General features: G+C 43.4%; 25 protein-coding genes and 1 riboswitch. Of the genes, 2 read left to right on the top strand and 23 right to left on the bottom strand.

The features are described from left to right. Positions 1-191 precede the first annotated feature (191 nt). The 9 genes from ACYQ2O_RS04415 to ACYQ2O_RS04375 form a co-directional block, all read right to left on the bottom strand. Positions 192-779: an SDR family NAD(P)-dependent oxidoreductase gene (locus tag ACYQ2O_RS04415; RefSeq protein WP_346023586.1), complete on the bottom strand. Its 588-nt coding sequence runs from the start codon at positions 777-779 to the stop codon at positions 192-194. 113 nt (positions 780-892) lie between these two features. Then, positions 893-1,537, bottom strand: coding sequence for a thiamine phosphate synthase (gene thiE, locus ACYQ2O_RS04410; RefSeq protein WP_346023587.1), 645 nt, complete (start codon positions 1,535-1,537; stop codon positions 893-895). Next, on the bottom strand, positions 1,534-2,349 hold the full coding sequence (gene thiD / locus ACYQ2O_RS04405) for a bifunctional hydroxymethylpyrimidine kinase/phosphomethylpyrimidine kinase (RefSeq protein ID WP_346023588.1): 816 nt from the start codon (positions 2,347-2,349) through the stop codon (positions 1,534-1,536). The genes thiE and thiD overlap by 4 nt, the downstream gene beginning before the upstream one ends. Further along, positions 2,346-3,152, bottom strand: a complete 807-nt coding sequence (gene thiM, locus ACYQ2O_RS04400) for a hydroxyethylthiazole kinase (RefSeq protein WP_346023589.1) — start codon at positions 3,150-3,152, stop codon at positions 2,346-2,348. Before thiM ends, thiD begins: the two co-directional genes overlap by 4 nt. An 89-nt stretch (positions 3,153-3,241) precedes the next feature. Further along, positions 3,242-3,338, bottom strand: a riboswitch (TPP riboswitch). 129 nt (positions 3,339-3,467) lie between these two features. Further along, complete coding sequence (locus tag ACYQ2O_RS04395; RefSeq protein WP_091267914.1) at positions 3,468-3,647, bottom strand: 2-hydroxymuconate tautomerase; 180 nt, start codon at positions 3,645-3,647, stop codon at positions 3,468-3,470. A 56-nt stretch (positions 3,648-3,703) separates the two neighbouring features. Then, positions 3,704-4,060, bottom strand: a complete 357-nt coding sequence (locus tag ACYQ2O_RS04390) for a glycine cleavage system H family protein (protein ID WP_346023590.1) — start codon at positions 4,058-4,060, stop codon at positions 3,704-3,706. Continuing rightward, the gene (locus ACYQ2O_RS04385; protein WP_346023591.1) at positions 4,050-4,424 is read right to left on the bottom strand and encodes an arsenate reductase family protein; all 375 of its coding nucleotides are present in this window, start codon (positions 4,422-4,424) and stop codon (positions 4,050-4,052) included. Before ACYQ2O_RS04385 ends, ACYQ2O_RS04390 begins: the two co-directional genes overlap by 11 nt. A 220-nt stretch (positions 4,425-4,644) precedes the next feature. Continuing rightward, the gene (locus ACYQ2O_RS04380; protein ID WP_459796083.1) at positions 4,645-5,694 is read right to left on the bottom strand and encodes a YihY/virulence factor BrkB family protein; all 1,050 of its coding nucleotides are present in this window, start codon (positions 5,692-5,694) and stop codon (positions 4,645-4,647) included. 417 nt (positions 5,695-6,111) lie between these two features. Further along, complete coding sequence (locus ACYQ2O_RS04375; RefSeq protein WP_459770256.1) at positions 6,112-6,342, bottom strand: DUF2969 family protein; 231 nt, start codon at positions 6,340-6,342, stop codon at positions 6,112-6,114. Between the two features lie 171 nt (positions 6,343-6,513). Here ACYQ2O_RS04375 and ACYQ2O_RS04370 point away from each other — a divergent pair, with 171 nt between their 5' ends. Continuing rightward, on the top strand, positions 6,514-7,404 hold the full coding sequence (locus tag ACYQ2O_RS04370; protein WP_459796082.1) for a fumarylacetoacetate hydrolase family protein: 891 nt from the start codon (positions 6,514-6,516) through the stop codon (positions 7,402-7,404). A gap of 156 nt (positions 7,405-7,560) precedes the next feature. Here ACYQ2O_RS04370 and ACYQ2O_RS04365 read toward each other — a convergent pair whose 3' ends face one another. From ACYQ2O_RS04365 to ACYQ2O_RS04325, 9 genes are all read right to left on the bottom strand, one after another. Further along, positions 7,561-9,279, bottom strand: a complete 1,719-nt coding sequence (locus ACYQ2O_RS04365) for a Na/Pi cotransporter family protein (protein WP_459796080.1) — start codon at positions 9,277-9,279, stop codon at positions 7,561-7,563. A 443-nt stretch (positions 9,280-9,722) separates the two neighbouring features. Continuing rightward, positions 9,723-11,093 (bottom strand): M20/M25/M40 family metallo-hydrolase, encoded by a 1,371-nt coding sequence (locus tag ACYQ2O_RS04360; protein WP_459796079.1) that lies wholly within the window; start codon positions 11,091-11,093, stop codon positions 9,723-9,725. Positions 11,094-11,168: 75 nt separating this feature from the next. After that, a complete protein-coding gene (locus tag ACYQ2O_RS04355; protein ID WP_346023597.1) occupies positions 11,169-12,149 on the bottom strand; it encodes an ABC transporter ATP-binding protein in 981 nt (326 codons plus the stop codon). Further along, complete coding sequence (locus tag ACYQ2O_RS04350; RefSeq protein WP_091267121.1) at positions 12,133-13,227, bottom strand: ABC transporter ATP-binding protein; 1,095 nt, start codon at positions 13,225-13,227, stop codon at positions 12,133-12,135. The genes ACYQ2O_RS04355 and ACYQ2O_RS04350 overlap by 17 nt, the downstream gene beginning before the upstream one ends. A 111-nt stretch (positions 13,228-13,338) precedes the next feature. Beyond that, a complete protein-coding gene (locus ACYQ2O_RS04345) occupies positions 13,339-15,027 on the bottom strand; it encodes an ABC transporter substrate-binding protein (RefSeq protein ID WP_459796077.1) in 1,689 nt (562 codons plus the stop codon). Positions 15,028-15,153: 126 nt separating this feature from the next. Then, positions 15,154-16,107, bottom strand: a complete 954-nt coding sequence (locus tag ACYQ2O_RS04340) for an ABC transporter permease (RefSeq protein ID WP_459796076.1) — start codon at positions 16,105-16,107, stop codon at positions 15,154-15,156. Between the two features lie 15 nt (positions 16,108-16,122). Next, positions 16,123-17,073 carry an ABC transporter permease gene (locus ACYQ2O_RS04335; protein WP_459796074.1) on the bottom strand — a complete coding sequence of 317 codons (951 nt, stop codon included), beginning with the start codon at positions 17,071-17,073 and terminating at the stop codon, positions 16,123-16,125. Between the two features lie 46 nt (positions 17,074-17,119). Beyond that, a complete protein-coding gene (locus tag ACYQ2O_RS04330) occupies positions 17,120-18,307 on the bottom strand; it encodes a M20 metallopeptidase family protein (protein ID WP_346023602.1) in 1,188 nt (395 codons plus the stop codon). Between the two features lie 19 nt (positions 18,308-18,326). Continuing rightward, a complete protein-coding gene (locus tag ACYQ2O_RS04325) occupies positions 18,327-19,553 on the bottom strand; it encodes an amidohydrolase (RefSeq protein WP_346023603.1) in 1,227 nt (408 codons plus the stop codon). A 440-nt stretch (positions 19,554-19,993) separates the two neighbouring features. Between ACYQ2O_RS04325 and ACYQ2O_RS04320 the strand changes: the two genes are divergently transcribed. After that, the gene (locus ACYQ2O_RS04320; protein ID WP_459796073.1) at positions 19,994-20,359 is read left to right on the top strand and encodes a hypothetical protein; all 366 of its coding nucleotides are present in this window, start codon (positions 19,994-19,996) and stop codon (positions 20,357-20,359) included. Between the two features lie 263 nt (positions 20,360-20,622). Here ACYQ2O_RS04320 and ACYQ2O_RS04315 read toward each other — a convergent pair whose 3' ends face one another. The 5 genes from ACYQ2O_RS04315 to ACYQ2O_RS04295 form a co-directional block, all read right to left on the bottom strand. Further along, positions 20,623-21,117, bottom strand: a complete 495-nt coding sequence (locus ACYQ2O_RS04315; protein WP_459796071.1) for a metal-dependent hydrolase — start codon at positions 21,115-21,117, stop codon at positions 20,623-20,625. A 57-nt stretch (positions 21,118-21,174) separates the two neighbouring features. After that, on the bottom strand, positions 21,175-21,954 hold the full coding sequence (locus ACYQ2O_RS04310; protein ID WP_346023606.1) for a Cof-type HAD-IIB family hydrolase: 780 nt from the start codon (positions 21,952-21,954) through the stop codon (positions 21,175-21,177). Between the two features lie 132 nt (positions 21,955-22,086). Further along, positions 22,087-22,851 carry a LamB/YcsF family protein gene (locus ACYQ2O_RS04305; RefSeq protein WP_459796069.1) on the bottom strand — a complete coding sequence of 255 codons (765 nt, stop codon included), beginning with the start codon at positions 22,849-22,851 and terminating at the stop codon, positions 22,087-22,089. A 24-nt stretch (positions 22,852-22,875) separates the two neighbouring features. Further along, a complete protein-coding gene (locus ACYQ2O_RS04300) occupies positions 22,876-23,748 on the bottom strand; it encodes a 5-oxoprolinase subunit C family protein (protein ID WP_459796087.1) in 873 nt (290 codons plus the stop codon). A gap of 106 nt (positions 23,749-23,854) precedes the next feature. Beyond that, on the bottom strand, positions 23,855-24,504 hold a 650-nt coding region (locus ACYQ2O_RS04295), incomplete at its 5' end, for a LysM peptidoglycan-binding domain-containing protein (protein ID WP_459796067.1).

Genomic DNA, 24,504 nt, shown 5'->3' with positions numbered 1-24,504 from the left:
TATTCTAGAAAAAGTAGACGCATACCAAAAAGAAAATGGACTGCCTACAAGAACGGCAGCTATCCTTGAACTAATAAGAAAAGGTCTTGAGAAATAACTTCAAGCTATCGCTTGACCGACATTCATCCCCCACTTTCACTGGTGCTTCGTACCCATACGTTTAGAAGTGGGAGACTTCTTTCGGAATAACGTTAAACGATTGCTATAAAGAAAAGAACTGTATACGGGCCAATACCCAGTACAGTCCTTTGAATCAAATAACGTTCTGAACGCAGCCCTTCAGTCATCAGCTTGACGGCTGCTTTTGATGCACCGTTAATCGACTGTCCGGGTACCGGCAGAAAGCCGCCCATACTTGCTACATTCAGTATATGTGCTTCCGGTCGCTTAAGCAGCTCCGGAAGAAAACTTTTCACCATGTATAATGTTCCGTAGAAGTTGACATTCATGACCTGCTCGATTTTATCGTAACCTAAATCGTTGACGTCAATAAAGGGCTGGATGATTCCTGCATTGTTTATAATGCCGTCGACCGTCCCATGAAATTCTTTTACCTCATCCACCAGTTTTTCAATGGCTTCTCTTTCCGTTATATTCACGACATGCGTTGAGATCTTTTCCTTTGATTCCGGAGCCAGTCTGGCCGTCTCCTGTACTGCTTCCTTGTTGATATCGACCGCTGCTACTCTTGCTCCTCGCTTGGCAAGCTCAAGCACAAGTTCCCTGCCCATCCCGGCCCCTCCGCCTGTCACGACGATTGTTTTTCCGTTTACCTTCATAAGTACCCTCCTCATTATTGTATTCGCTTTCATTATGCAGGATACACAAAAAGAATTGTAGAATCTGTTCAATATTTCACTACAGATTCACAATTCTTTTTTTATTTAATCACTTATTTTTTTAATCGCTGCACTGCATCTATTACTGAAACGGCTCGTGTGATAGACGACACGACCGCTACCCCATCGACTCCTGTTGCCCAGACGTCTCTAACATTTGAAGGGTTGATGCCGCCAATTGCCACAGCAGGAAGGTGATCTCGTCCAGTCATCGCGTCCTTGATACCTTTCAGACCGATTACGTCTTCATGGTCCTGCTTGGATAATGGCGTGAAAGCCGGACCGATCCCTGCGTAATCCAGTCCACTGATTGTCTCTGCTTCTTTGAATTGTGAGACATTATTGGTAGACAAGCCTATGATAAATCGGTCTCCCCATTTTGAAATCAGATCTTGAATCGGATAATCCCCCTGACCGACATGGATCCCGTCAGCCTCCAGCTTGAGGGCAAGGTCGACATCATCATTAACTATGAATGGTACATTATACTGTCTACACAGAAGCTGACAGACCTGTGCCATTTTCACCCGAGCAGCAGGGGCAGTTTCCAGGCTGTCTTTTCCTTTTTCTCTGAACTGAAAACAAGTTATACCTGCCTGAAGAGCTTCCTCAAGGGTATGGATGAGCGACTTTTCTTTGCAGTCCTGCGTGCCGGCAATAAAGTAAATTTCCAGCATAGCTTTAATATCTCGTGTCATTCGTGTTCCTTTCTGTATGCCCAGTGATTCGTCGGTCCATGTCCATGTCCGATACCCAAGTGACTCCTGATTGCAGCCTGGATAAATTTCTTAGCTGTTCGTACGGACTCTTCCACTGAATGCCCTTTTCCTAACTCTGCAGCAATGCAGGCAGCAAAGGTACAGCCAGTTCCGTGGGTTTCTTTCGTATCGATACGTTCTGAACGCAGCCATATCTGTTCACCGTTTTCAAGCATCAGCAGATCATCTGCATGGGACTCGTCCACTGCATGTCCTCCTTTTATGACAATATTTCTACACCCTTTTTCCTGCAATCGTTCGGCTGCCTTGACCATATCTTCTTTTGAAGAAATGGACATGTCAGCCAGTGCTTCTGCTTCAGGAATATTAGGTGTGATCACCATAGCGAGAGGAGCCAGGATTTCCCGCATGACAGAGATAGCACTCTTTTCCATTAATGGATGCCCGCCTTTAGCAATCATCACAGGATCAATAACTAGAGGAATAGACGCCACTTCTTTGTGTACTTCAGCTACTGCTTTCATATACTCCCCATTGACCAGCATTCCTGTCTTGATTGCAGCGACATTAAAATCAGACAGGACCGACGTCCACTGCTGCTTGACCATTTCGATCGGTACAGGGTGAACGCCCTGTACCCCAGTCGTATTTTGAGCTGTTATAGCCGTTATCACTGACATGCCAAAAACGTCACGTTCCTGAAAAGTTTTCAAGTCCGCTTGTATGCCTGCGCCTCCGCCACTGTCACTTCCTGCAATAGTCAGCACTTGTGGTATTTTACTTTTACTCATTGGATTATCCTTTCTATTCGTGTGTGTTTAGTCAGGTCGTCATCTGTTAGACTATGGAGCACATCGATCAGTGCCGCCCTGAAACTTCCCGGCCGATTTATGTTCGAGTCCGCCGCCCTCTCTCCAGCTATCCCGAAAGCGGCATGAGCAAGTACAACTCGACTGAGCATGTCAGATTCATCTACTACTCCAAGGAAAGCTCCGATGATTCCGCTCATCATACAGCCACTTCCAGTGATCTTTGCCATCAGCTGATCGCCATTCGAAACAGCAAATACTCTTGTGCCATCTGTGACAATATCCGTCTTTCCGGATACAGCTACAATACAGTGTCTTTTCTTAGCCAAGCTGACTGCAACATCCACTGGCGAGGTGGCTTCATCTTTGGAATCCACTCCTTTTGACTGCCAGCTGACACCGACTAGAGACGCAATTTCTGATGCATTGCCTCGAATCACCGTCATGTCAACATTTTCAAAAAGTTTTTGAGCTGATTGTTTTCTAAAAGTCGTTGCTCCGACACCAACAGGATCCAGAATGACCGGTTTGCCTTGAGCGTTTGCCTGTCGTCCGGCCAGAATCATGCTTTCCAGTGAATCAGAAGTCAGTGTACCCATATTAATGACGAGGGCCTCGGCCATACCCGTTACTTCTTCGACCTCTTCTTTTGCAATTGCCATAATGGGTGACGCACCAATGGCCAGCAGCACATTGGCAACATCATTAGCGACAACCTGATTAGTGATCGTGTGTACCAGCGGATTCTGGTCTTTAATGTGTAAAATAGCATGGTCAGAATTCATCTTGACCCCCCTGTTTGTGTTATGTAGACAAAAAATCTTCCACCAGGCACGTGGAAGATTTTAGTATAGTCAAGCATTCGTCTGTCTCCTGCTTGAAACATACATCTCCCTTCGCTAGCATTACCTAGATCAGGTCATGGGTCAGGTCTTACCTTTCTCAGCCTTTAAGCTCCCCTGATGATATCAGACTTCATTACTACCAGTTTATCATAGTTTCGGTAAACAGACTAGGAAACCCTATCTAAGCTAGCTTCTGAATTTTAAAATACACTTATAGAAAAGAGAGCACAGATCCTGTCTGCGCCCTCTAACTTATTATCCGTGGTATTCGCCTTTAGTAGCAATGTTTTCCTTATTTATTTCGTTGATGATCACAGTCACTGCTTCTTTAGGTGCACCCGTATGGGTCTCAACTGCTTTTACAACGTCTCTGATCAGCCCTTCTTTCTGTTCTTTAGAACGGCCTTCAATCATTTCTACATGTACGATCGGCATCTCATCTGCCTCCTTTCGCTTGTTTAATGCGCATCACGATCCAGCAAGATTTCAGCTTATTCAGCAAAAGGATCTGTATTAAGCGAATTGAACACTGAATCATCAATGTCTGTTACCAGAAGCAGCCAGTTATCCTCTTTGTCAGATGAGTTCAGTAAGTCAGGCTCATCTTCAACTTCAACGTGGACTTCCTTAACTGTCACGTCAAAAGGTATTGTCAGCTCAGTCACTGCTTTAGCCCCTTCAGCATTGATAATGGCCTCTCCTGCTTTCAGATTCCCAGGTTCTGTACTGATTTCCACGAACATGACTTCTCCTAAATCGTCCTGGCCCTTTTCGGATAGACCGATGCGATAATCTGATGGCGATAATTTCTCGATCCACAATCCATTAGCGTGATATTTAATTGACATCTTTCTGCTCTCCTTTACTCCAGACACGTTCGTACTCATCGATTTTAAAGCCTGATGTATATGTGTCTCCTTCAATGGCAAACGGTCTTTTGACTACCATCCCGTTTGAGGACAGCCACTCCGCTGCTTCTTCTACAGACATTTCCGGAAGTTTTTCTTTAAGGTTCTGTTCTCTGTAAACATTTCCGCTCGTATTAAAAAAAGATTTGATCGAGCGATCAGTGTCTGACAGGATCCTTACCCAGCTTTCTTTTGACGGGGTCTCCTCCAGCAGACTAATTTCCTGGTAAGGTACTGACTGCTCTTCCAGCCAGTTTTTCGCTTTTCTGCACGTTGAACAACGTGGGTGACAATAAAATTTCATAACGTCCCTCCTAGTTATCTTTTTCAATTATAGACCACTTGAGTCAAAAAATAAATGAGAGGATTCCAGTGGTGAATGACTGTGCTTATGTTTCTTCACTATCAAAAGTAACTATCAATAACACTACATCCACACAAACTGCATGTTCCAGCTCGTATTCTCCGCAAAAAAAGGAAGGATCATTATAAGATCCTCCCCCCATCGAGCAGTCCAGAATTATTTAAGTGTCCAGATCCTTACCCTGTTCTTCTCTTTCTTTTAATTCTTCTTCTTTAAGTTTATTAACTTTGAACAGCTGACGTTTCATGATGACCGTTTCTGCTTCACTTGGGTAACCAGAATAGTTGGAAGATTTCAGCTGTTTCTCGTACCGTTTTTTTGCTTCATATTCAGGTACAGACATATGATTCTTCCATTCGAATATAATGGCATTTAGTAAGGCACCGAGAAGAATCACTATACTCGTGAAATACAGGAACAGCATCAAAGCCAGAAAACCACCGAATGTCGCATTTGTCAGGGCATTTGTCAGGGCATCATCACTGGCAACATTCAAGTAAATAGAAAAACCTTGAGTCAGAAGCATCCATCCGATTGTCGCAAATACAGCTCCCTGATACGAATACTTGAATGACAAGTGATGGTTCGGTACAAACCGGTAAACGACCAGCAGTACGGTAAAGAGGATAACCAAAAGGACCCCCCATCTTAAAATCAGGAATTCCTGAATAAATGGAATATCGAAGCCGATAACATTCTGAACGAATTCAAGAATCCGTTCACCGAAAACGAAGATAAATAATGCCAGTCCAACGATTAGTAGTATACCGATCATGACAGAGAGTGAGAGGATTCTCCCGACAATGAAATTTTTCTGCTGTACTGATCCATATACATCATCCAACACCCGTCTCAGTATCGTGATCACTTTACTTGCCGACCATATTGAGGTCAGAAGTCCAAATGAAATGAATCCGCCACTCGCACTTTCTAGATAGCCTTCAAGTATCGGCTCGATGATATTAAAGATATCTTGTGGAATAAAATCAGCTACTAGAGCCAACATCTCATTCGTGTCCAGTGGCAACAGCGGGATAATATTTGCAATGACCAGTAAAAGCGGGAACAGAGAAAGAAGAATAAAGTAGGCCATTTCTGCTCCACTCTGATTGACTTTAGCTCTTTCCCAGTTTGACTGTAAGATTTTGATTAGACGAAGCAGCTTGTCTTTGTGCGGAATCTTATCTTCCAGTGTCTCTATTTTCTGCACAGGCTCACATCCTTACTATAAAGATTCTTTTTATCATCATACCATAGGATAGAACGAAATCCCTATTCATAAGCTTTAGAGCAGAATCCTTGCCTCGACATGTATAGAAGAGATAGATGGACCGTTTACATTACCTCTCGAGTTTCGTTTCGTATTCCTTTAACCAAAACTTAGTTTAGTTCATCAGAGAAATAAGATCTGAAATGCATTTTGACTAGACTAGAATGTAGTTCACTATTATTTTTGATGTGTGAACTACACCCATCATCTTACTGATTTAGTTCGCTTGACGAATCAGGTCGCGAACTTCATTATTGAGTGTACAGAATGAAGTTCGCTGACACTCTCAGGGCTGAACTGCATTCTCTTAGATTGAAAAAAGCAAAGCAGGATCGGCTGCTTTGCTTCTTAATTATATTATTCGTCGTGCAGGTTGTATTCTTCAATAATCAGCTGGATACCTTCGTCTACTGACCGGGCCGTACGTTTTTTTCCGGACTTAAATTCGACAGTAACAGGTCCGTCATTCTTCTGCATGATCTTCCCAATTACTTTTTTTCTGACGACCAGTTCCAGTTCTGTATACTCTTTAGTATTTTTAGCTGTCTCATTGATTTCAACTTCTATTTGTTTATTGCGCTTTGCCATCGTACATTCCTCCACTATCTTCACTGACATCCGTCTCATAAGTGTACTAAAAACAGGATCCAAGAGCAAGGTTTACTTATCCGGCCTTGCTCAGTTATCACAAACGTTATTTTTGTCATATCCTTTTATTTCGACTATAATTCACTTAGTTACTAAGAAGGGGATAGTATAATGAGACTTGTACGCTACAATCTATCGAAAAGTTCAACAGAGCGTTTAGGTATCCAGTTAGAAGACGGTATACTGGAAATGGACAGGTTAGCTGATCATTTAAACTGCCCCATTCCGCTGACGATGAGAAAATTGCTAAAGGATCACGACAAAGGTATTGAGCAGTTGATGGCTGTACTTGATCGCGCGAAAGAGCTTCATTTTGACATGAGTCAATATCTATTGTCTGAATCAGGCTTCCGCTACCTTCCTGTCATAGGCGATCCCGAAAAAATTCTCTGTGTCGGATTGAACTATGTCGATCACGTCAAAGCCACCGGTGCAGACGTTCCTGTGAATCCCGTATTTTTCAACAAATTTCCAAATGCATTGGCAGCGCATAAACAAGTTATCCCGCTCCCTGTTATTTCTCAGAAAGTCGATTATGAGGCGGAACTGGTCATTATGATTGGAGAGTATGCTAACAGCGTAAGTGAAGCAGAAGCTAAAAAAGCTATTTTAGGTTACACCGTTGGTAACGACATCAGCGAAAGAAACTATCAGTTCCAGTCTTCCCAATGGATGATCGGAAAAACTTTTGATTTTTTTGGTCCAGTTGGTCCTGTCTTAGTCACTAAAGACGAAATTGAAGATGTCAATAATTTATCGATCCACACTAAGCGCAATAATGAACTGGTGCAGAACAGTTCAACATCCAAAATGATTTTTTCTGTTGAACGAATTGTGAGTGAGGCCAGTCAGTACATGACTCTCAAACCAGGGGACCTGATTTTTACAGGAACTCCAAGTGGGGTCATCGTCGAACAAAAAGACCCGGACTGGCTGAAATCAAAAGACTTGCTTGAGGTCACGATCGACCAGATTGGGACTCTTTGTAACCAGATGATTTAAAGTGTCTTGTAATAGACATGTACGCACCGAACTGAAAGAGAGCTACCCTATACAATCAGCTCTCTTTCAGTATTGTCTATAGTATAATTCTTTAAATCCACCTATCAGAAAAGGAGTGTGCGGACTTTTTCCGCACACTCCTTTTTTATAATCTAATTAAATGTCTTTTCCTTCAAATGCACGTGTATGTTTTGATACAGTTTTTCTGTCCCCTGGCTGGAACGGGAATCTTAGTCCAATTGCGTGTTTAGCAATCTTAACCGAGTGGTCAGACATTCTCTCCAAGTTTGATACGATATCTACAAACAGAATTCCGTCTGAAGGACGGCCTTCACCGCTGTTCAGGCGCTGAATATATTTACGGCGTATGTCTTCTTCCAGGCGGTTGACTTCTTTTTCACGCTGAAGCACTTTTCCGGCTAAGGAATAGCTGTCCTCTATGAAGGAACTGATGGCTTCTTCGATATTCTGCTGTACCAGATGGAACAGCGCAATCAGATCCTCATCATGAAAGATTTTTTCCGGTTCTTTCAATCCTTTAGATTTAGCTGCTTTCTTGCTTGCTTTGACGGCTTCGTTGACATTGCTGATAATATTTTCCGAATGGTCTCCGATACGTTCCAGATACTTGGTGATGTCCATCATCTGAGAGTGTTCCACGGCACTTTTAACCGGCAGATCCTCCACTGAAATTTTCATTAAATATTCTGTCAGGTTCATATCGATCTTATTGACAATTTCTTCTAAATGAAGAGTATTGGCCAGATCTTCATCCTGCTGTCTCTGATAATACTTGAACATTTCCTTGTATTCCTTAACAACAAAATCTCCCATTTGACCCAGCTCCAGCTTAGCTTGGTTTAAAGCTACTGATGGAACAGTATTGATAATTGAATGATCCAGCGTAGAGTCGTAGTCGATGATTGAATCATCACCTGGGACGATTTTAGTGACTAGTCTAGCGAGATGGTCAATAAACCACATCTGAATAAGGACGTTGATAATGTTAAACAGTCCATGAGAGAATGCAATTATCATTGCCGGATTCAGGTTGAAAACAGGTATAATCGCATAAATTAACTGAGTGAACGGTCCAATAATCATCAGAATAACTACGGTACCCACTAAGTTAAAGATAACATGAGAAGCTGCTGTACGCTTAGCAGCAACACTTGATCCGATGCTGGCCAGTACTGCTGTGATCGTGGTACCGATATTGCTTCCGAAAAGAATCGGCAGTGCGCCTTCAAGAGCAATCTGTCCTTGAGAATAAAGTTCCTGCAGTATTCCGATACTGGCACTGGAGCTTTGTACAAGGAAAGTGAACAGTGTTCCTATTCCTACACCTAGTGGCAGGTTTTCAGAAAGACTGATCATCAGGTCCCGAAAGACTTGCAGGTCTCTCAGCGGATACATGGCGTCCCCCATGAGCTCGAGTCCCAGAAATAACGCCCCGAAACCGAATATAGTCTGACCAAGTGAGGCCATGATCGGCTTCTTGGAGAAGAAAATCATAAACGATCCGACTGCCAGTATAGGCAAGGCATAGGCTCCTATATCCAGACCGATAACGAATGCCGTAATCGTTGTACCGATATTGGCTCCCATAATGACCCCAATCGCCTGCCTCAGTTTCATAAAGCCTGCGCTGACCAGTCCAACTGCCAGAACCGTCGTCCCGGATGAACTTTGAATCGCTACTGTAACAGCAATCCCCGCAAGAATTGCCCGAAAAGGTGTTGCCGTAAATCTGTTTAAAATCTCTCGTAAGCTGTCACCTGCTGATTTCTGCAGGCCGTCTCCCATAAATTTTAAACCGAACAGGAAAATACCCAGTCCACCAAAAAAGGTGAATAGTAACTGCTGTATGTCCACTCATAACCCTCCATCTTAATATTTAGAACAAAAATAAATACCAGAGTGGCTGCCTGTAAAAGGCCGATCATCATAATGCCGCTCCGAGTAGTATAGTTATTATCTTAAATCTAATTGCCGTTAAAATGAACCACAATATTTCAAATGAGAAAATTTTAATCGTTTACAGAACGAATTACTCCTGTTATCCAACCACTAATATAACGCTTACATATGACCGTTAAGCTAACTTTCTTTATTCACGAATTTAATAAACGTCAAAACAGCTAATCATTCGTATTTAAATAATTTACTATTGAAATAGAACGCTACCACAGATAATATTGATATAATCCATCATTATATGTCTTTACACCCAATTTACACGATGTTCACACTTTCGTAACAAATTATGAGCGGCTCATTTTTTAAGAGCACGCAAAAAAACAGAGAACGTCTCTGTTTTAAGCATCTTTAAACTGTTTAAGAAACTGAACCATATGATGTGTTCCTTCTTCAAAGTCTTTCAACCTGACGGACTCATTAGGTGCATGGGCCTTACCTTCTGCATGCCCGCATCCGCTGCTTGCTACAGGGATACCTAAATGCTGCCCGAAACTGTACATCGGTCCTGTTCCTGCATTTGTTGGAGACAGGACAACGTTGTCCGGTCCACCATAAATCTCTTCTGCAGATTTTCTTACTGTCTGGACGAACGGATCATCTATATCTGAACGGAACGCTTTCTGTCCTTTTAAAAGCACAAGTTCGACATCAGAAAACCCATTCCTGTCGAGATGCTGTCTGATCAGCTGTTCGATTTTTTGAGGATCCTGTCCAGGAACTAGTCGGCAGTCCAGTTTAGCTGAAGCTTTTCGAGGAAGGACTGTCTTTGTCCCTTCTTCAGTATAGCCAGATAAGAAACCGCAAATCGTCATCGTCGGATAGAATGCCAGAGCTTCTTCTGCTGTCCAGTCGAGCTTGTCGGTAATGAATGGATGTTTGAGCCCATAAATGCCTGAGATTTTTTCCTGACTGACTGTACGCTCATGAACTGCTTTCAATGCAAATGAAGAAGGAGGCTTTATATCATCATAGAAGCCGTCAACCAGTACATTATTATCCTTGTCTCTCAATGAAGCCAGAGCATGCGTCAGTCGCCATGCAGCATTATCAACCACTGCTCCAAGAGATGAGTGGATATCGACATCGGCACTTTCAACAAAAAGATCGAAGTATGCCATTCCTTTGACGCCTGTTTCAATGACGAACTGTTCATTTTCGTTCTTCCCACCGAACTCCCAGATACAGCCATCGCTTTTAAACAGGTCTGCATACTTCTCAATGTAAGCATTCAAATTGGGACTTCCGTTTTCTTCTTCTCCTTCAATCAGGAATTTCACGTTACAAGGCAGGCCTTCTTCACTGGTAAGTAAATGTTCGATGGCATAGAGTCGGATGACGAGGTTTGCTTTATTGTCGGTTACCCCTCTACAATAAAGTTTCCCGTCGACCACAGTTGGTTCAAATGGCGGTGTTTCCCACTCATCTACTGGGTCCTCAGGTTGAACATCATAGTGATTGTAAAAAAGAACCGTTTTATCAGCGTTGCCTTCTGGTCCAGCCTGGAAGTAAGCGTAAACAACCGGATTTCCTCCCAGATCATCCAGTATTTGTGTTTCTCCCCCTATTCTTTCGATCATGTCTTTAACATAAGCTACAGTGGGTAAAATCGATCGATTTTGAGTAGAGACCGAATCCAGCCTCAAATAATCATAGAACTCATCCTGATGAGCTTTGATAATCTCTGTGACACTTTCCAAACTCTCCTGCATTTTCAGTCCTCCATCTAAAGAAAAAGACACAGGTAATCCAGTTCCTTACAAACTGCTTACCAGTGTCTTCTTACCTCAGGCATATTGTTGTTTCGCTTGTCTCAGCAGTTTTTCCCGTTTTTTCTTGTAGAGTGCAATTTCATCTTTGTGACAGTAAATAAAGTGCTCCGGTGCAATCTCATGCAACCCGACATTACTGTGGTCATCATAATGATGGTACTTCGGATCGTATTCAGTCCTGACACGTCTACGCTCCGCCTCAGGATCCGGTGTCGGGATGGCAGAAAGCAGTGACTCCGTATAAGGATGGAGCGGAGCAATATACAATTCATCTGCCTCACATACTTCAAGAACCCGTCCACTATTCATGACCCCGATCCTGTCACTGATATATTTAACCATCGACAAATCATGAGCAATAAACAAGTAAGTCAGGTTGTTCTTGTCTTTCAATTCTTTAAGCAAATTAACAACCTGAGCCTGGATCGAAACATCCAGAGCAGAAATTGCCTCATCACAGATAATAAAGTCTGGTTCAACAGCCAAGGCTCTAGCAATGCCTACACGCTGGCACTGCCCACCTGAAAACTCACTAGGATAACGGTTGGCAAACTGACGATTCAGCCCTACCGATTCAAGCAGTTCATAGACGCGTTTTGTTCTTTCTTTGCTGTTCTGGGTCATGCCATGAACTTTAAGTGCCCCTCCGATGATTTCCTTGACAGTCAGCCTCGGGTTAAGGGACGCATAAGGATCCTGAAAAATCATCTGCATGGATTTACGGAAGGAAAGCAGATCCTTACGGCGCTTGATGTCATTAATGTCCTGTCCTTTATAGGAGATTTGGCCTCCAGTGATATCACCCAGTTTAATCAATGCTCTTCCGGTCGTTGATTTTCCACTTCCAGATTCTCCAACTAAACCGAACGTTTCACCTTCATAGATGGAGAAGCTGACATCTTTAACAGCACGCACTTCATTCTTCTTTCCAGCATTAAAGTACTGCTTCAATTCAGAAATTTCTACAATAGCTTTCTTTTCAGCTTCTGCTACCAAGGGCTTCCCCTCCCATCTCATTGATTTCTTCCTTTCCCATGTATAGGGACTCAAATTTTGCTTTGCGTCTTCTGACTTCTTCCGGCGGCTCAACCGCTGGTGCACTTGGATGAAGCAGCCAGGTTTTAGCATAGTGCGTATCTGACACTTTAAACATGTCAGGTTCTTCATGGAAATCGATTTCCAGCGCAAACTCATTTCTAGGAGCAAACGCATCTCCTACTGGCGGATGAAGCAGATTCGGAGGCGAACCAGGAATCGTGTACAAGTCCGTCTGCCCGACATCCAATGTCGGCATCGAAGCCAGCAGCCCCCAAGTATAAGGGTGCATTGGATTGTAGAATATTTCATCTGCTGTTCCATGTTCGACGATCTGACCTGCGTACATAACTGCTACACGATCTGCCATTTGGGCAACCACACCTAAATCATGTGTGATGAAAATAATTGAGGTATCCAGTTCTTTTTTCAATTTGTTCATCAAGCCGAGAATCTGTGCCTGAATGGTTACATCAAGGGCAGTAGTCGGTTCATCTGCTATCAGAACCTTAGGCTCACACGCCAGTGCAATTGCAATCATGACACGCTGTCTCATCCCACCTGAAAACTGATGGGGATAGCTTTTGTAATTTTCAGTAGGATTTTTTATCCCTACAAGATCCATCAGATCAAGCGCCTGTTTTTTCGCTTCTTCCTTACTGACGCCTTTGTGCGTGACAATGGGTTCAGCAATTTGTTTCCCAACTTGCATAGTCGGATTTAAAGACGTCATCGGATCCTGGAAAATCATCGCAATATCATTTCCACGTACTTTCTGCATCTCTTTCTCTGACAGTTTCAGCAAGTCCGTTCCTTCAAATAGTATTTCTCCACTTTCAATCATAGTATTTTTTTTAGGCAGCAGGCGATTGATCGCTTTTGTGGAAACTGACTTTCCACTACCTGACTCACCTACGATGGCCAGTGTTTCACCTTTTTTCAAGGTGAAGTCAACGCCTCTGACAGCTTTAACTACTCCTTCAAATGTCTGGAAAGAAATCGCCAAGTCTTTAACTTCCAAAATCGTTTTATCTTCCATTTCTTTCACCTCATTTTCTTTTTCCTGTTGTCCTATATAAACACGGGAAGAGACACACACCAAAAACTGATTAATGAGTGTCTCTATCCACTTGTTTGTCAGATCAGCACATTAGTCTTGAGGATCCAGTGTCCATTCGTGCAGGTCGTGCAGTGAACCTGCCCAGAATTCTTTGATTCCGCCATTCAGGTAGTCTACTCGAACCCCGAACTGGGACTCAGAGTAAAGCGGTACGATTGGCATTTCATCTTGAAGATGCTGCTGAAGTTCAGCGTAAACTGGGTATCTCTCTTCAAAGTTTGTTCCTGCCATTCCTTGTTCGATCAGGTCATCGATGACTGGATCTTCAACGCCCATGTTATTTGAAGCGCCGCCAGTTTGAACATAGCTTGCAATGTTAGGGTCAGCTGTGTGTCCCCAGCCCATCAGACCGATGTCATAATCCAGATCGTTTGCCATAGCTAACCAAGTCGGGAAGTCATAGTTGGACTGATTGACCTCTACACCAATTTCAGTCAGCCACTGTTCGATCAGATCACCATTCTGTTCGCGAACCGCGTTTCCTGTTGGTACAACGAATTCAAGCGGTGTGTCGAAATCGAAGCCAGCTTCTTCCAGCATTTCTCTAGCCAGTTCAGGATCATACTCAAGCGGCTCTAGATCTTCATCTTTATATGGACTTGCAGAGGAGTAAGTGGATGACAGAACTTCTCCACGTCCTTCCAGCAGATTATCTACTGTCAGCTGACGATTAAGTGCGTGTGCAAATGCTCGGCGAACTTGAGGATTATCAAAGCGTTCGTTATTGATAAGCATGTATTGCCCATTGAAACTTGGGAACTCATCTACTACCAGCCCATCAATATCTTCCAGTAATGAAATATCCTGAACTGGAACCATACCGATTCCTCCACCGGCTGCCATATGCAGATTGCCTGCCTGGAATTCTGTGATCATTGCTGTTCCGTTCATAATACGAGCGTAGACTGTTTCAATTTCAGGAGCACCTCTGTAATAATCAGGGTTTGCTTCCAGGTGAACATAGTTATCTGTATCATATTCAACGAACTTATAAGCGCCACTGAAGACGCTAGGCATCGTAGCCGCTTCTGAGTTTGGAATATCAGCCACTTCAATATCTCCAAAAACGTGTTCCGGAGCGACCAGGACATTGAATCCAAGGAATTCTGACAGATAAGCCAGATCGACAGGACTTTTAGTTGTAATGGTCAGTGTCTTTTCGTCGACTACTTCCACACCTGGCAGTTCATCATGTTCCTCCAGGCGGACACCTGAAGAATCAGTCCCTTCAATCATTGCCACGCTTGTTCCTAGTGTCGTTTCAACCTCTGGATCCGCAATGGTGTTCAGTGTAAATGCCACGTCATTAGCAGTAACAGGTTCCCCATCAGACCAGTTTGCATTTTCATCAATTGTTACTGTAAAGACCTGATTATCTTCTGTTTCAAAGGACCCTAAGGCAGGTTCGAAACTGTCCGCAGTCGGCATTGTCAGCAGGCTGTCATAGAAGAAGCGCTGAATCCACGTTCCTGCTATACCAGGACGGTAAAATGGGTTGAAGCTGTCCGGTGCGTTTGTCAGTCCGACCATTAAAGTAGAGGTATCTCCTTCATCAACTTCAGGCACGTCACCTTCAGCAACTGCTTCTTCAGTATCATCTCCACCTGTTGCCCCATCGTCTTCAAGATCAGGCACATCGCCATTTCCACAGGCTGCCAGTACTAGAGAGGATGCAAACATAACTGTTCCATATTTAACCATTTTTTTCATTTTAGACATATTAGTCTCCCCTTTGTTAAGTAATCCCCCGAAGGTGACCCTTGTATAGAACTTATGTGTAAATCTTTGATCCTATTATAGTGTTTACTTTGCTGTTAATCGGCATAAGAGCACCCCCATCAGCTCTTATGCTTTGTTTTCTCCTTCGATTGCTTGTCTCAGTCCATCTCCTATAAAGTTGATGGCCAGTACCGCAACAAAGACCAGAATACCTGCAGGTACCCATCGCCATGGTTCATAAGCCAGAACCCTGAGAGACTGGGCTTCTGAAAGAATATTTCCCCAGCTTGGACGCGGTCTCTGTACACCGACCCCAAGGAAACTTAAAGACGCTTCTGTCAGAATCGCTGTAGCAATCCCAAATGTCGCATTAACCAGAATGGGTGACAAGACATTTGGTAGAATATGAATGAACAGAATACCCGGAGTTGAGTAACCTGTAGCGACAGCTGCCAGAACAAAGTCCTGTTTTTTCAGTGTCATCACTTGCCCTCTGACCAGCCGGCATAAAGTTGGCCAGCTCAAAAATCCAAGGACTGCTGTTACAACCCATAGTCCTGAACCTAATAATGTAACAAGGGTTAGAATAACCATGAAAAACGGAAAGGACATAAAAGCCTCAGTAATCCTCATGATGATACTGTCTACTATCCCTCCAAAGTACCCGGAGACTAAACCTAGTGTCGTCCCGATAATGACATAGACCAGTACAGAACCTAAACCTACGATCATCGATACTTGCGTACCATGAATTAGTCGGGAGAGAACATCTCGTCCAATATCATCTGTTCCGAGATAAAAGTTGTCATAAGGCGCTGCCTGAAATCGCCCAACTGAAGCATCTCGTGGGTGTGGTGCAAGCTGATTTGCGAAAACTGCAGTCAGTACAAGAATGATGAAAATCACAAGACTGACGACGGCTACTTTGTTCTTAAAGAAACGTTTCGCCACTGTTTTAATATAACTGTCACCATCTGTAGCGATCTGTTCAGCTTCATTTCCTGGAAAATTAATTCTTTCCACTGCATCAACCAGATGAAACATGGCTTCCGCATTTTTATTTCCGACATTTTGTGCCATTTGTCTCCCTCCTTTCTAATTGTATTTAATACGTGGATCTACAACTGCATACATAATATCGACCAACAGGTTAGCAAACAGGACAACCACCGCCGATAGAACAGTTATAGCCATAAGCATCGGGTATTCCCGTTGCTGAATGGCCATGATCGTTAGCCGTCCCAGGCCGGGCCACTGGAAGATCTGCTCGGTAACGATGGCCCCGCCGACCAGTCTCGGTAAATCAGTTCCAATGATCGTAATGACAGGAATGAGAGCATTTCTTATTCCGTGTCTGGTCAAAATCACTTCAGATGCCAGACCTTTGGCTGTGGCAGTTCTGATGTAATTCTCGCCATATACTTGAATCATAGTTGCTCTCATGTAACGCGTCATATTTGCAATATAAAATGCTGACAGGACAATAACTGGCAACACAAGATGATGAACGGCGCTGAAAAATCCTCCTGATCCCCCTAACTCGGACATCCCTCCGGTTGGAAACCATCCTAACTGGACGGAGAAAATATAGATGAGTCCAAGTCCCAGAAAGAAGTTTGGTATTGATACCCCGACAAATGATCCTCCAGTCAATAAATTATCAATCCATGTTCCGTTTTTCCTGGCACTGATTATACCCAGTGGGATCGCTACTAGATATGAGAAGACAAGTGTCGTTCCCATAAGCGTGATTGTCGGTCCGATACGTGAAATGAGAATCGGAAGTACCGGATAACGCGTCGAGTAGTTGATTCCCAGATCTCCTTGAAGCGCTCGTCCCAGCCACCTGAAATATTGGATATGGTAAGGCTGATCCAGACCCAGTGCCCGCCTTGTTGCTTCAATCTGAACAGGTGTAGCATCCGGACTGACATATAGATCTGTCGGACTTCCTGGAGCCAGATTCATCATGATAAAGGCACCTACCGAGATCATCAACAGTACTGGAATAGCTGTTAGTAGTCGTTTTATAATGTATTTTTTCATAGTCATCCCTTCTTTCTTTAGATGGCGTTATCATCTTTTAAGCTGATTATCTTTGAAGATACGTTTTGATAAGTGAAAGGAAAACTTCTCCAGATCTCAGCAGAGCACGTTCGTCGATTTCAAATTTAGGATGGTGGTGCGGATAAGCATCAGATTTTTCGGGCGGCTGTGCCCCGACTCTCAGGAAAGCACCTGGTTTTTCTTTCAGGAAGTAGGCAAAGTCTTCGCCTCCCATGGATTCCTTCACTTCAGCTACCTCATTTTCTGGAAAATCTTCAAGGAGAGAAGCTTTTACTACATCCACGACTTCAGGTGTATTTTCGATAGCTGGGTACCCTTTGGTATAGTCTATTTCCACAGTAGCATCATATGCTGCAGCAATGCTCTGACTCATCGATTTCAGTTTTGATTCCACAAGTTCCTGGACATCTTGATGCAGAGTCCTTACGGTTCCTTTTATTTCTGTCGCATCCGCGATAATGTTGTACGCTTCTCCTCCTGACTGAAAACCTGCAAATGTCAGAACAGCAGGTTTGACAGGATCAGTCATCCGACTGACGATCTGCTGAAGATTCGTTACGATCTGAGCTCCGACAGTCAAGGCGTCATGCGTATCATGCGGGGCAGCACCGTGGCCACCTTTCCCTTGAATTTTCATATTGAATGAATCGGAATTCGCTGAACCGAACGCTACATTGTAGAAGACCTTATTTAAAGGTTGTGTCGCACCGAGATGAATGCCGAAAACGTAATCGACCCCTTCAAGTGCTCCATCTTCTACCATTGATTTTGCTCCTCCAGGCAGGACTTCTTCAGCGTGCTGGTGAAGCAGGACAAGTGTACCGTGAAGTTCATCAGTATGTTTAGCCATTACTTTAGCCACACTGAGTAACGAAGCGGTATGACCATCATGACCGCAGGCATGCATGATTCCTTCATTTTTGGATTTGAATGGTGATTCCACTTCCTCTTTCACTTGAAGAGCATCAAAGTCAGCTCGAAGTGCGATCGTCGGTCCAGGATGCTGACCCTTGATTTTTGCAACGATTCCATATCCGTTACCGACATCTGTCCGGATGTCTTCTATCCCGAACGATTCAAGTTTTTCTTTTACGAAGCGAGCTGTTTCAACTTCTTCGAATGAAGGCTCCGGATGAGCATGCAGGTGTCTACGCCATGCTACTGTTTCCAGGTAATTCTCCTTCAGCTCCTCTTTCCATTGTTCAAAACTCATGAAACATCCCTCTTTCTGTTTATTCCCCTACTGCGTGGTGTGAATCGGATGACACGACCGAAGTGTCCATCAGATAATGCCCTACAATATCTATAAAGCATTTGGCTCCAGTCAGCATAGCCCGTTCATCAAAGTCGAATTTTGGATGGTGGTGCGGATACGTGATGCCTTTTTCCTTGTTTCCGGAATGAACGAAGAAAAATGATCCCGGCTTCTCCTGAAGGAAATAGGCAAAATCTTCGCCGCCCATACGTAATGGTATCGGTTCAACGTTTACGTCTTTACGATTGGCTTCAAATAAAGTGCTGATCAGCTGTGTTTCTTCTATATGATTGAACAGTGCCGGGTACCCTTTTGTATAAGTTACTTTGCATGTGGCCCCATGAGCTTCACAAATGCTTTCAGTCATGGTTTGAATTTTCTCTTCAACCAATTTTCTCAAGTCAGGATCAAATGTTCTGACGGTTCCTTTAAGCGATGCCTTGTCCGCAATGACATTATTAGCCCCATCGCCTGCTTTAAAAGTTGAGAAGGTCAGCACACCTGACTGCGTGGGATCTTTTTTCCGACTGATGATCGTCTGCAGCTGATTAACAACAAACGAAGCAACGACTACTGCGTCGACTGTCGAACTTGGATGAGCTGCGTGGCCACCTTTTCCCTGAATCTCTATACTGAAGAAATCAGGTGCTGCCATAGCGTAGCCTTCACAGTATGAAACCGTTCCGTATTCAAGCGGCGATCTGAGATGTAATCCATATACAGCATCGACATCTTCAAGCACTCCCGCGTCGACCATTGCCTTACCCCCACCGGGAAGGACTTCTTCTGCATGCTGGAAAACGAATTTTACCGATCCGGATAATTCATCCTCATGATCTTTAAGAACTTTAGCTACACTAAGTAAAGTAGCCGTGTGTCCATCATGACCACAGGCGTGCATCACACCAGGGTTTTTAGAAGCAAAACTCAAACCCGTTTCTTCTTCAATGCGAAGCGCGTCGAAATCAGCGCGAAAAGCGATAACAGGGCCATAATTCGCCCCTCTCAGGTAGGCAGTGATGCCTCCTCCGCCTACATTTTCTTCTACTTCTTCATATCCGAACTCTCTTAATTTGTCAGCTATAAATTGCCTGGTATTCCATTCCTCGAATGAAGGCTCCGGATTCTCGTGAAGGTGCCTCCGCCATTGAACGGTTTCTGGAAACAAGTGATTTAATGCTTCTTCCAGTGATTCAATTGACATGACTAAATCACTCCTCTAAAAAATTTGATGAGAACAAATGAGAAATTTATCATTTTTCTTATCTTTTTTTAAAGTGTATACATAGGAAAAGACTTTGTCAATCGGTTTTATGAGAAAGATTATCATTTTATTTTAATCTCCATTTACTTTCAAAAAGCTATTTCCCATGAAAAAGATGATAAAAGCGGTTACAATATATGATGTGTCTGAAATGTGACATATAACCAGTTGTATTCATATGGTGAATAAAGAAAGTATATTTGCTTACTCATGTACTTACATTTAATAAGTGACAAAGGATTGAACAATTAAAGAATACTATGTGACAGAGCGTCTCTTTTTGTTTACTCCTGGTTAAAAAGGTTATAAACTATATAGAGATTAAAATAACTCGCAGACTAGGTCGGACATACAGCCAAGTGCGAGTCGAGGTGAGATGAATGAAAGAATGTGTACGTTCAGAATACGATGAGTTGGAACAATACGCACACTCTATAGGGATGACTCCTGAAGAATATGCGATCAGCCTGCACAAGAATAATCAGCAAGTCAAATCTGTCCTGCTTGGGAATGGTCCTGAGTTCAAGCAGTTTGTTAATGATTTTCATAAAATTCTTGATGATCTTGCTATTTATAAGGAATCAGGGGCTAAAAAACAGACCTGTGACCACTACCAGCTGATCAAGAAAGTGGTTCATCTCCTTAAATCCTCCAGCACGGATCCTAAACTGCTTGCTCAGTTATATCGCCATTATCCAAATGGAATAGAAGAAGAACTGAATAACCTGAATAAACGCATTGGGTAATTGGGATAATTGATAGACTATACTAATCTCTGTTCTTTCCTTGATACCCCCATTATTACTTAAACGACTAAATAAATAGGCCTGAGAATTCACTAATGGAGTGATTCTCAGGCCTTTTTTTTTGCTCTTGACTTAGTGTTTTTTCCATTATATCAGACATTTCTGGATGCACACACTTTCTGCTCGCCAGTTGGTTCCAAGATGATTCTTATTAGTTGCTCGCCTAATAAACTACATCTTAATAGGCTCCGACTTGTTCTCCATTACTTTACGATCTGCATTACCTGATATATTAGTGCAGCCATTGCCACTCCTAAGATTAAAGATTCACTGGATTTACCAGTAGAATAATACAGCTTTTTGAAACCGAACTGAATACGTCTTGAATATAGGGGCTGAAACCAAGCTACACCCGTTTTAGAAAATGAATCTTCCACTAAGTGTGCTATATAGCCGACAATGAACCAGTCCGCAAACTCTAGAGGCAGCTGCAAATAGTTCAGCACCCACCTTGAAATCAACTGAAAGAATACTATTCCCAGGATTGAATGGGCCAGTCCTCTATGACCGAAGACCGCTCCGATGCTGTGACTGATGCCGCCTGTGCGATTTCCTATAAATGACTTCGGGTGGTCGATGTCAGGTAATAAAGCCCCTACGCCTAAAGCCACCGTATTTCCGATCGTGAGGTTGCCTGTGGATACCAGAGCGGGTAGAACAGCAGCGTAAGTCACTGCTAAATGTGTTTTGTACTGCATGTGAATCTCCTTTTGTCTTATATCGTACACACTCTAATATCCTTTAAATTGACCAGATCAGTCAATCAAATTATAAAACTTGAGTCCTTCAACGATGCCTCCATCTTTATTAGAAGAAGTGACATAGTCAGCGACGGCTTTTACGTCATCAAGACCGTTCGCCATGGCCACACTGTAATCCGCGCGTTTCAGCATCTCTAAATCATTTGCACCGTCTCCGAAGGCATAGAGTGGAATATCATGCATATTGATGGACTCCAGAAGCGCGTCAATGCCTTTCGCTTTATTGTGTCCTTTGGTAATAGTGTCCATGCTGAAAGGCGTATTACGGTAAAATGACAGCTCTGGAAAACCTTCAATAAATTCCTGATCAAGCGACTGGTCTTCATTCAAAACAAGCATCATCAGAATCTCTTCTTTTTCATCAAATGCTTCATCGATTGCAGGGGGCTCTTCATGAATAAAATTATAAGCCTGTTTAAGCGTCTCGCTATAGCGTGTGGCCCGTATCTTGTCAGAGCTGTATAAGGACAGCGGAAGGTTCTTCTCACTCGTCATCTTCTTAAGCCCGTCAACCAGTGACTGCGGGATGACGTTCCTGAATACTTCTTTTCCTTTATATTGAATGTACTGGCCATTTAACGTAATAAACGAATCGATCACTGTTTCTTCCAGCACATGCTGTATTTCTAACGGGCTTCTTCCAGTAGCAATAAACGGAACAGCTCCCTTATCCTTCAGCTGGACTAGTGCTTCTTTCACATCTTCATCAACTAAAGATTCTTCATTCAATAATGTCCCATCCAAATCAAAAAATACTAATGCGGTCGGTTTCATCTCCATGCTCCTTCTGCTTCTAATAAATTGAAAGTCATACTTTATCTACTGACCAGTCTATCAGTCACCGAGCTATTTCTCTAGTGGGCTGTACTGATTTATCCTTGTTGATAGTAGACACGTCTGATTTATTTAACCATGTCTGCCAGTAACTGGTACAATAGTGACCCTTTTTTCTGTCAACGCTTTATGTATCCTTGTCGCAAACTGGACAGCTTTCGGGTTGTCCCCGTGCATACAGATCGTATCAGGCTGAAGATCGATCCACTCACCGGTCACTGACTTCACATTGCCTTCTTCGACCATCTGAACGACGCGTTCGACAGCCACATCTTCATCTGTGATCAGGGCATCTTCATGCTGCCTGTGAACCAGAGTTCCATCGTTATTGTAATTCCGGTCGGCGAATACTTCCTGAGCATAAGACAGGCCTGTATCTTGAGCAGCTCTAATCAGCTGACTGTTCGCCAGGCCGTAAAGGATCAGCTCATCGTCCACTTCTCTGATGCCTTCACAAATGGCTCTGGCCAGATTATAGTCAGTGCTGGCCATATTGTACAGGGCTCCATGAGGTTTGACATGATGCCGTTTCCCCGTTTTGCTGAAAGCCGACAGTGCACCAATCTGGTACTTTATATAATTTCTGGCTTCATCCATAGAGACCGACATCTTGCGTCGTCCGAAACCCATCAGATCGTAAAAACCTGGGTGAGCCCCAATGGCGACATTATTTTTCTCTGCTTCTTCGACTGTCTGGGCCATAACCATCGGATCGGAAGCATGAAAGCCACATGCAATATTGGCCGAAGAAATATAGGGCAGGATATCTTTGTCGAGTCCAAGTGTATATGCCCCGAAACTCTCTCCTAAGTCACAGTTTAAATCTACTATCTTCATTGCCTCATTCTCCTCCTTATGTCTCTACTGGTCCTCTGGCTGGTTTGTCGATTCTTTCTCCTGGACCATGACCGACTGATGATCTATATCCAGTTTAATTTGCTTGTCTGAGTAACTGAATTGGGTAAACGACGAGTCTTTAATTATATTGATCAGATCGTCGATTTTATTTCTTGCCAGAACACCTGACACTTCACCTGATTGTTTGCTTTTTAAAGCAAGGTCATTCAGCCGCTCCTGCTGCTGTTTAAACCAGTTCTTCTGTTTTTTGAATAGAGTCTGAGCTTCTTCTACATTTATCTGAGTGAACTGTATCTCTGTTCCAGGTGAACATTGCACCAATTTTGATCTGTCTACTGAGCAGACTGTGCCTATTACCGGGTACCCTCCGGTTGTCTGGCGGTCTGCCATGAGAATGATTGGCTGACCATCCGGCGGAACCTGAATATCTCCCCAGACTGTCCCCTCAGAAATTACAGATATCTGATCATCCATTTCGATACGTTTGCCTTCCAGCCTGTAACCCATGCGATCCGACTTGGACGAAATGGTATATTTTTGCGAATAAAAACTATCTCTTATTACATTTGTCAGGGCAGGCTGCTCTGATGAAGGAATGACACGTATATTGACAGATCCGGACGAACGGCTTTCTGAAAACGAGGAAACATTTCGTCCGGAAATCTGTCTAAAGCTGATATCGGTATGCTTAAAATTAAGATAGTCTCCTTCTTCCAGCGCTCGCCCACGATAGCCTCCTATATTGAAACGGGTACTTGTTGAATAGCTGTCCATGACTTTTTGAATGTCGAGCCCTCCAGCGAAAGCTATATAAGAAAAGATGCCACCCATTATTGGCCCAGTCTTTAACTCGTCTCCTTTGTTTACAGTTCGTATACTATATTACGCTTCCCCAACCGGTTATTCAATAGGGTTACCGCCCACAAACAAAACACGCGCCAGTCTAATAATAGACCGACGCGTGTTTGATGTGCTCTAACGTTTAAGGTAAACGTAATGTCTGGTTGACAAAAATAACATCGCTGGATAAATTATTGATCGTCATCAATTGACGAACCGTTACGTTATACCGTTGAGCAATGTGTGACAGGGTGTCCCCACGTACAACCGTATGTGTTCTTTGGTTTGACACAGGTGTTGGTGTTGCCTGCGCTCCACCCACAACCAATCGTTGACCAATTCGAATCACGTCACTACTTAAGTTATTTAAACGTCTTAAGTTCGCTACCGTTGTATTGTTTGCTCGTGCAATATGTGACAAGGTGTCCCCACGTACAACCGTATGTGTTCTTTGGTTTGACACGGGTGTCGGTGTTGGTGTTGGTGTTGCCTGTGCTCCACCTACAACCAATCGTTGACCAATTCGGATCACGTCACTGCTTAAATTATTTAAACGTCTTAAGTTAGCTACCGTTGTATTGTTTGCAACGGCAATATGCGACAAGGTGTCCCCACGTACAACCGTATGTGTTCTTTGGTTTGACACAGGTGTCGGTGCTGGCGCTGGTGTCGGTGTTGGTGTTGGTGTTGCCTGTGCTCCACCTACAACCAATCGTTGACCAATTCGGATCACGTCACTGCTTAAATTATTTAAACGTCTTAAGTTAGCTACCGTTGTATTGTTTGCAACGG

Source organism: Alkalibacterium sp. m-11, from assembly GCF_054658155.1.
The sequence above is the reverse complement of the archived record's forward strand: the minus strand, read 5'-3'. Positions and strand labels throughout refer to the sequence as shown.

Bases quoted from the DNA above. Each gene is read 5' to 3' on its own strand.
- ACYQ2O_RS04415 (WP_346023586.1), bottom strand. From the start codon at position 779: ATGAAGGTAAACGGAAAAACAATCGTCGTGACAGGCGGAGGGGCCGGG.
- thiE (WP_346023587.1), bottom strand. From the start codon at position 1,537: ATGACACGAGATATTAAAGCTATGCTGGAAATTTACTTTATTGCCGGC.
- thiD (WP_346023588.1), bottom strand. From the start codon at position 2,349: ATGAGTAAAAGTAAAATACCACAAGTGCTGACTATTGCAGGAAGTGAC.
- thiM (WP_346023589.1), bottom strand. From the start codon at position 3,152: ATGAATTCTGACCATGCTATTTTACACATTAAAGACCAGAATCCGCTG.
- ACYQ2O_RS04395 (WP_091267914.1), bottom strand. From the start codon at position 3,647: ATGCCGATCGTACATGTAGAAATGATTGAAGGCCGTTCTAAAGAACAG.
- ACYQ2O_RS04390 (WP_346023590.1), bottom strand. From the start codon at position 4,060: ATGTCAATTAAATATCACGCTAATGGATTGTGGATCGAGAAATTATCG.
- ACYQ2O_RS04385 (WP_346023591.1), bottom strand. From the start codon at position 4,424: ATGAAATTTTATTGTCACCCACGTTGTTCAACGTGCAGAAAAGCGAAA.
- ACYQ2O_RS04375 (WP_459770256.1), bottom strand. From the start codon at position 6,342: ATGGCAAAGCGCAATAAACAAATAGAAGTTGAAATCAATGAGACAGCT.
- ACYQ2O_RS04370 (WP_459796082.1), top strand. From the start codon at position 6,514: ATGAGACTTGTACGCTACAATCTATCGAAAAGTTCAACAGAGCGTTTA.
- ACYQ2O_RS04360 (WP_459796079.1), bottom strand. From the start codon at position 11,093: ATGCAGGAGAGTTTGGAAAGTGTCACAGAGATTATCAAAGCTCATCAG.
- ACYQ2O_RS04350 (WP_091267121.1), bottom strand. From the start codon at position 13,227: ATGGAAGATAAAACGATTTTGGAAGTTAAAGACTTGGCGATTTCTTTC.
- ACYQ2O_RS04345 (WP_459796077.1), bottom strand. From the start codon at position 15,027: ATGTCTAAAATGAAAAAAATGGTTAAATATGGAACAGTTATGTTTGCA.
- ACYQ2O_RS04340 (WP_459796076.1), bottom strand. From the start codon at position 16,107: ATGGCACAAAATGTCGGAAATAAAAATGCGGAAGCCATGTTTCATCTG.
- ACYQ2O_RS04335 (WP_459796074.1), bottom strand. From the start codon at position 17,073: ATGAAAAAATACATTATAAAACGACTACTAACAGCTATTCCAGTACTG.
- ACYQ2O_RS04330 (WP_346023602.1), bottom strand. From the start codon at position 18,307: ATGAGTTTTGAACAATGGAAAGAGGAGCTGAAGGAGAATTACCTGGAA.
- ACYQ2O_RS04325 (WP_346023603.1), bottom strand. From the start codon at position 19,553: ATGTCAATTGAATCACTGGAAGAAGCATTAAATCACTTGTTTCCAGAA.
- ACYQ2O_RS04320 (WP_459796073.1), top strand. From the start codon at position 19,994: ATGAAAGAATGTGTACGTTCAGAATACGATGAGTTGGAACAATACGCA.
- ACYQ2O_RS04315 (WP_459796071.1), bottom strand. From the start codon at position 21,117: ATGCAGTACAAAACACATTTAGCAGTGACTTACGCTGCTGTTCTACCC.
- ACYQ2O_RS04310 (WP_346023606.1), bottom strand. From the start codon at position 21,954: ATGAAACCGACCGCATTAGTATTTTTTGATTTGGATGGGACATTATTG.
- ACYQ2O_RS04305 (WP_459796069.1), bottom strand. From the start codon at position 22,851: ATGAAGATAGTAGATTTAAACTGTGACTTAGGAGAGAGTTTCGGGGCA.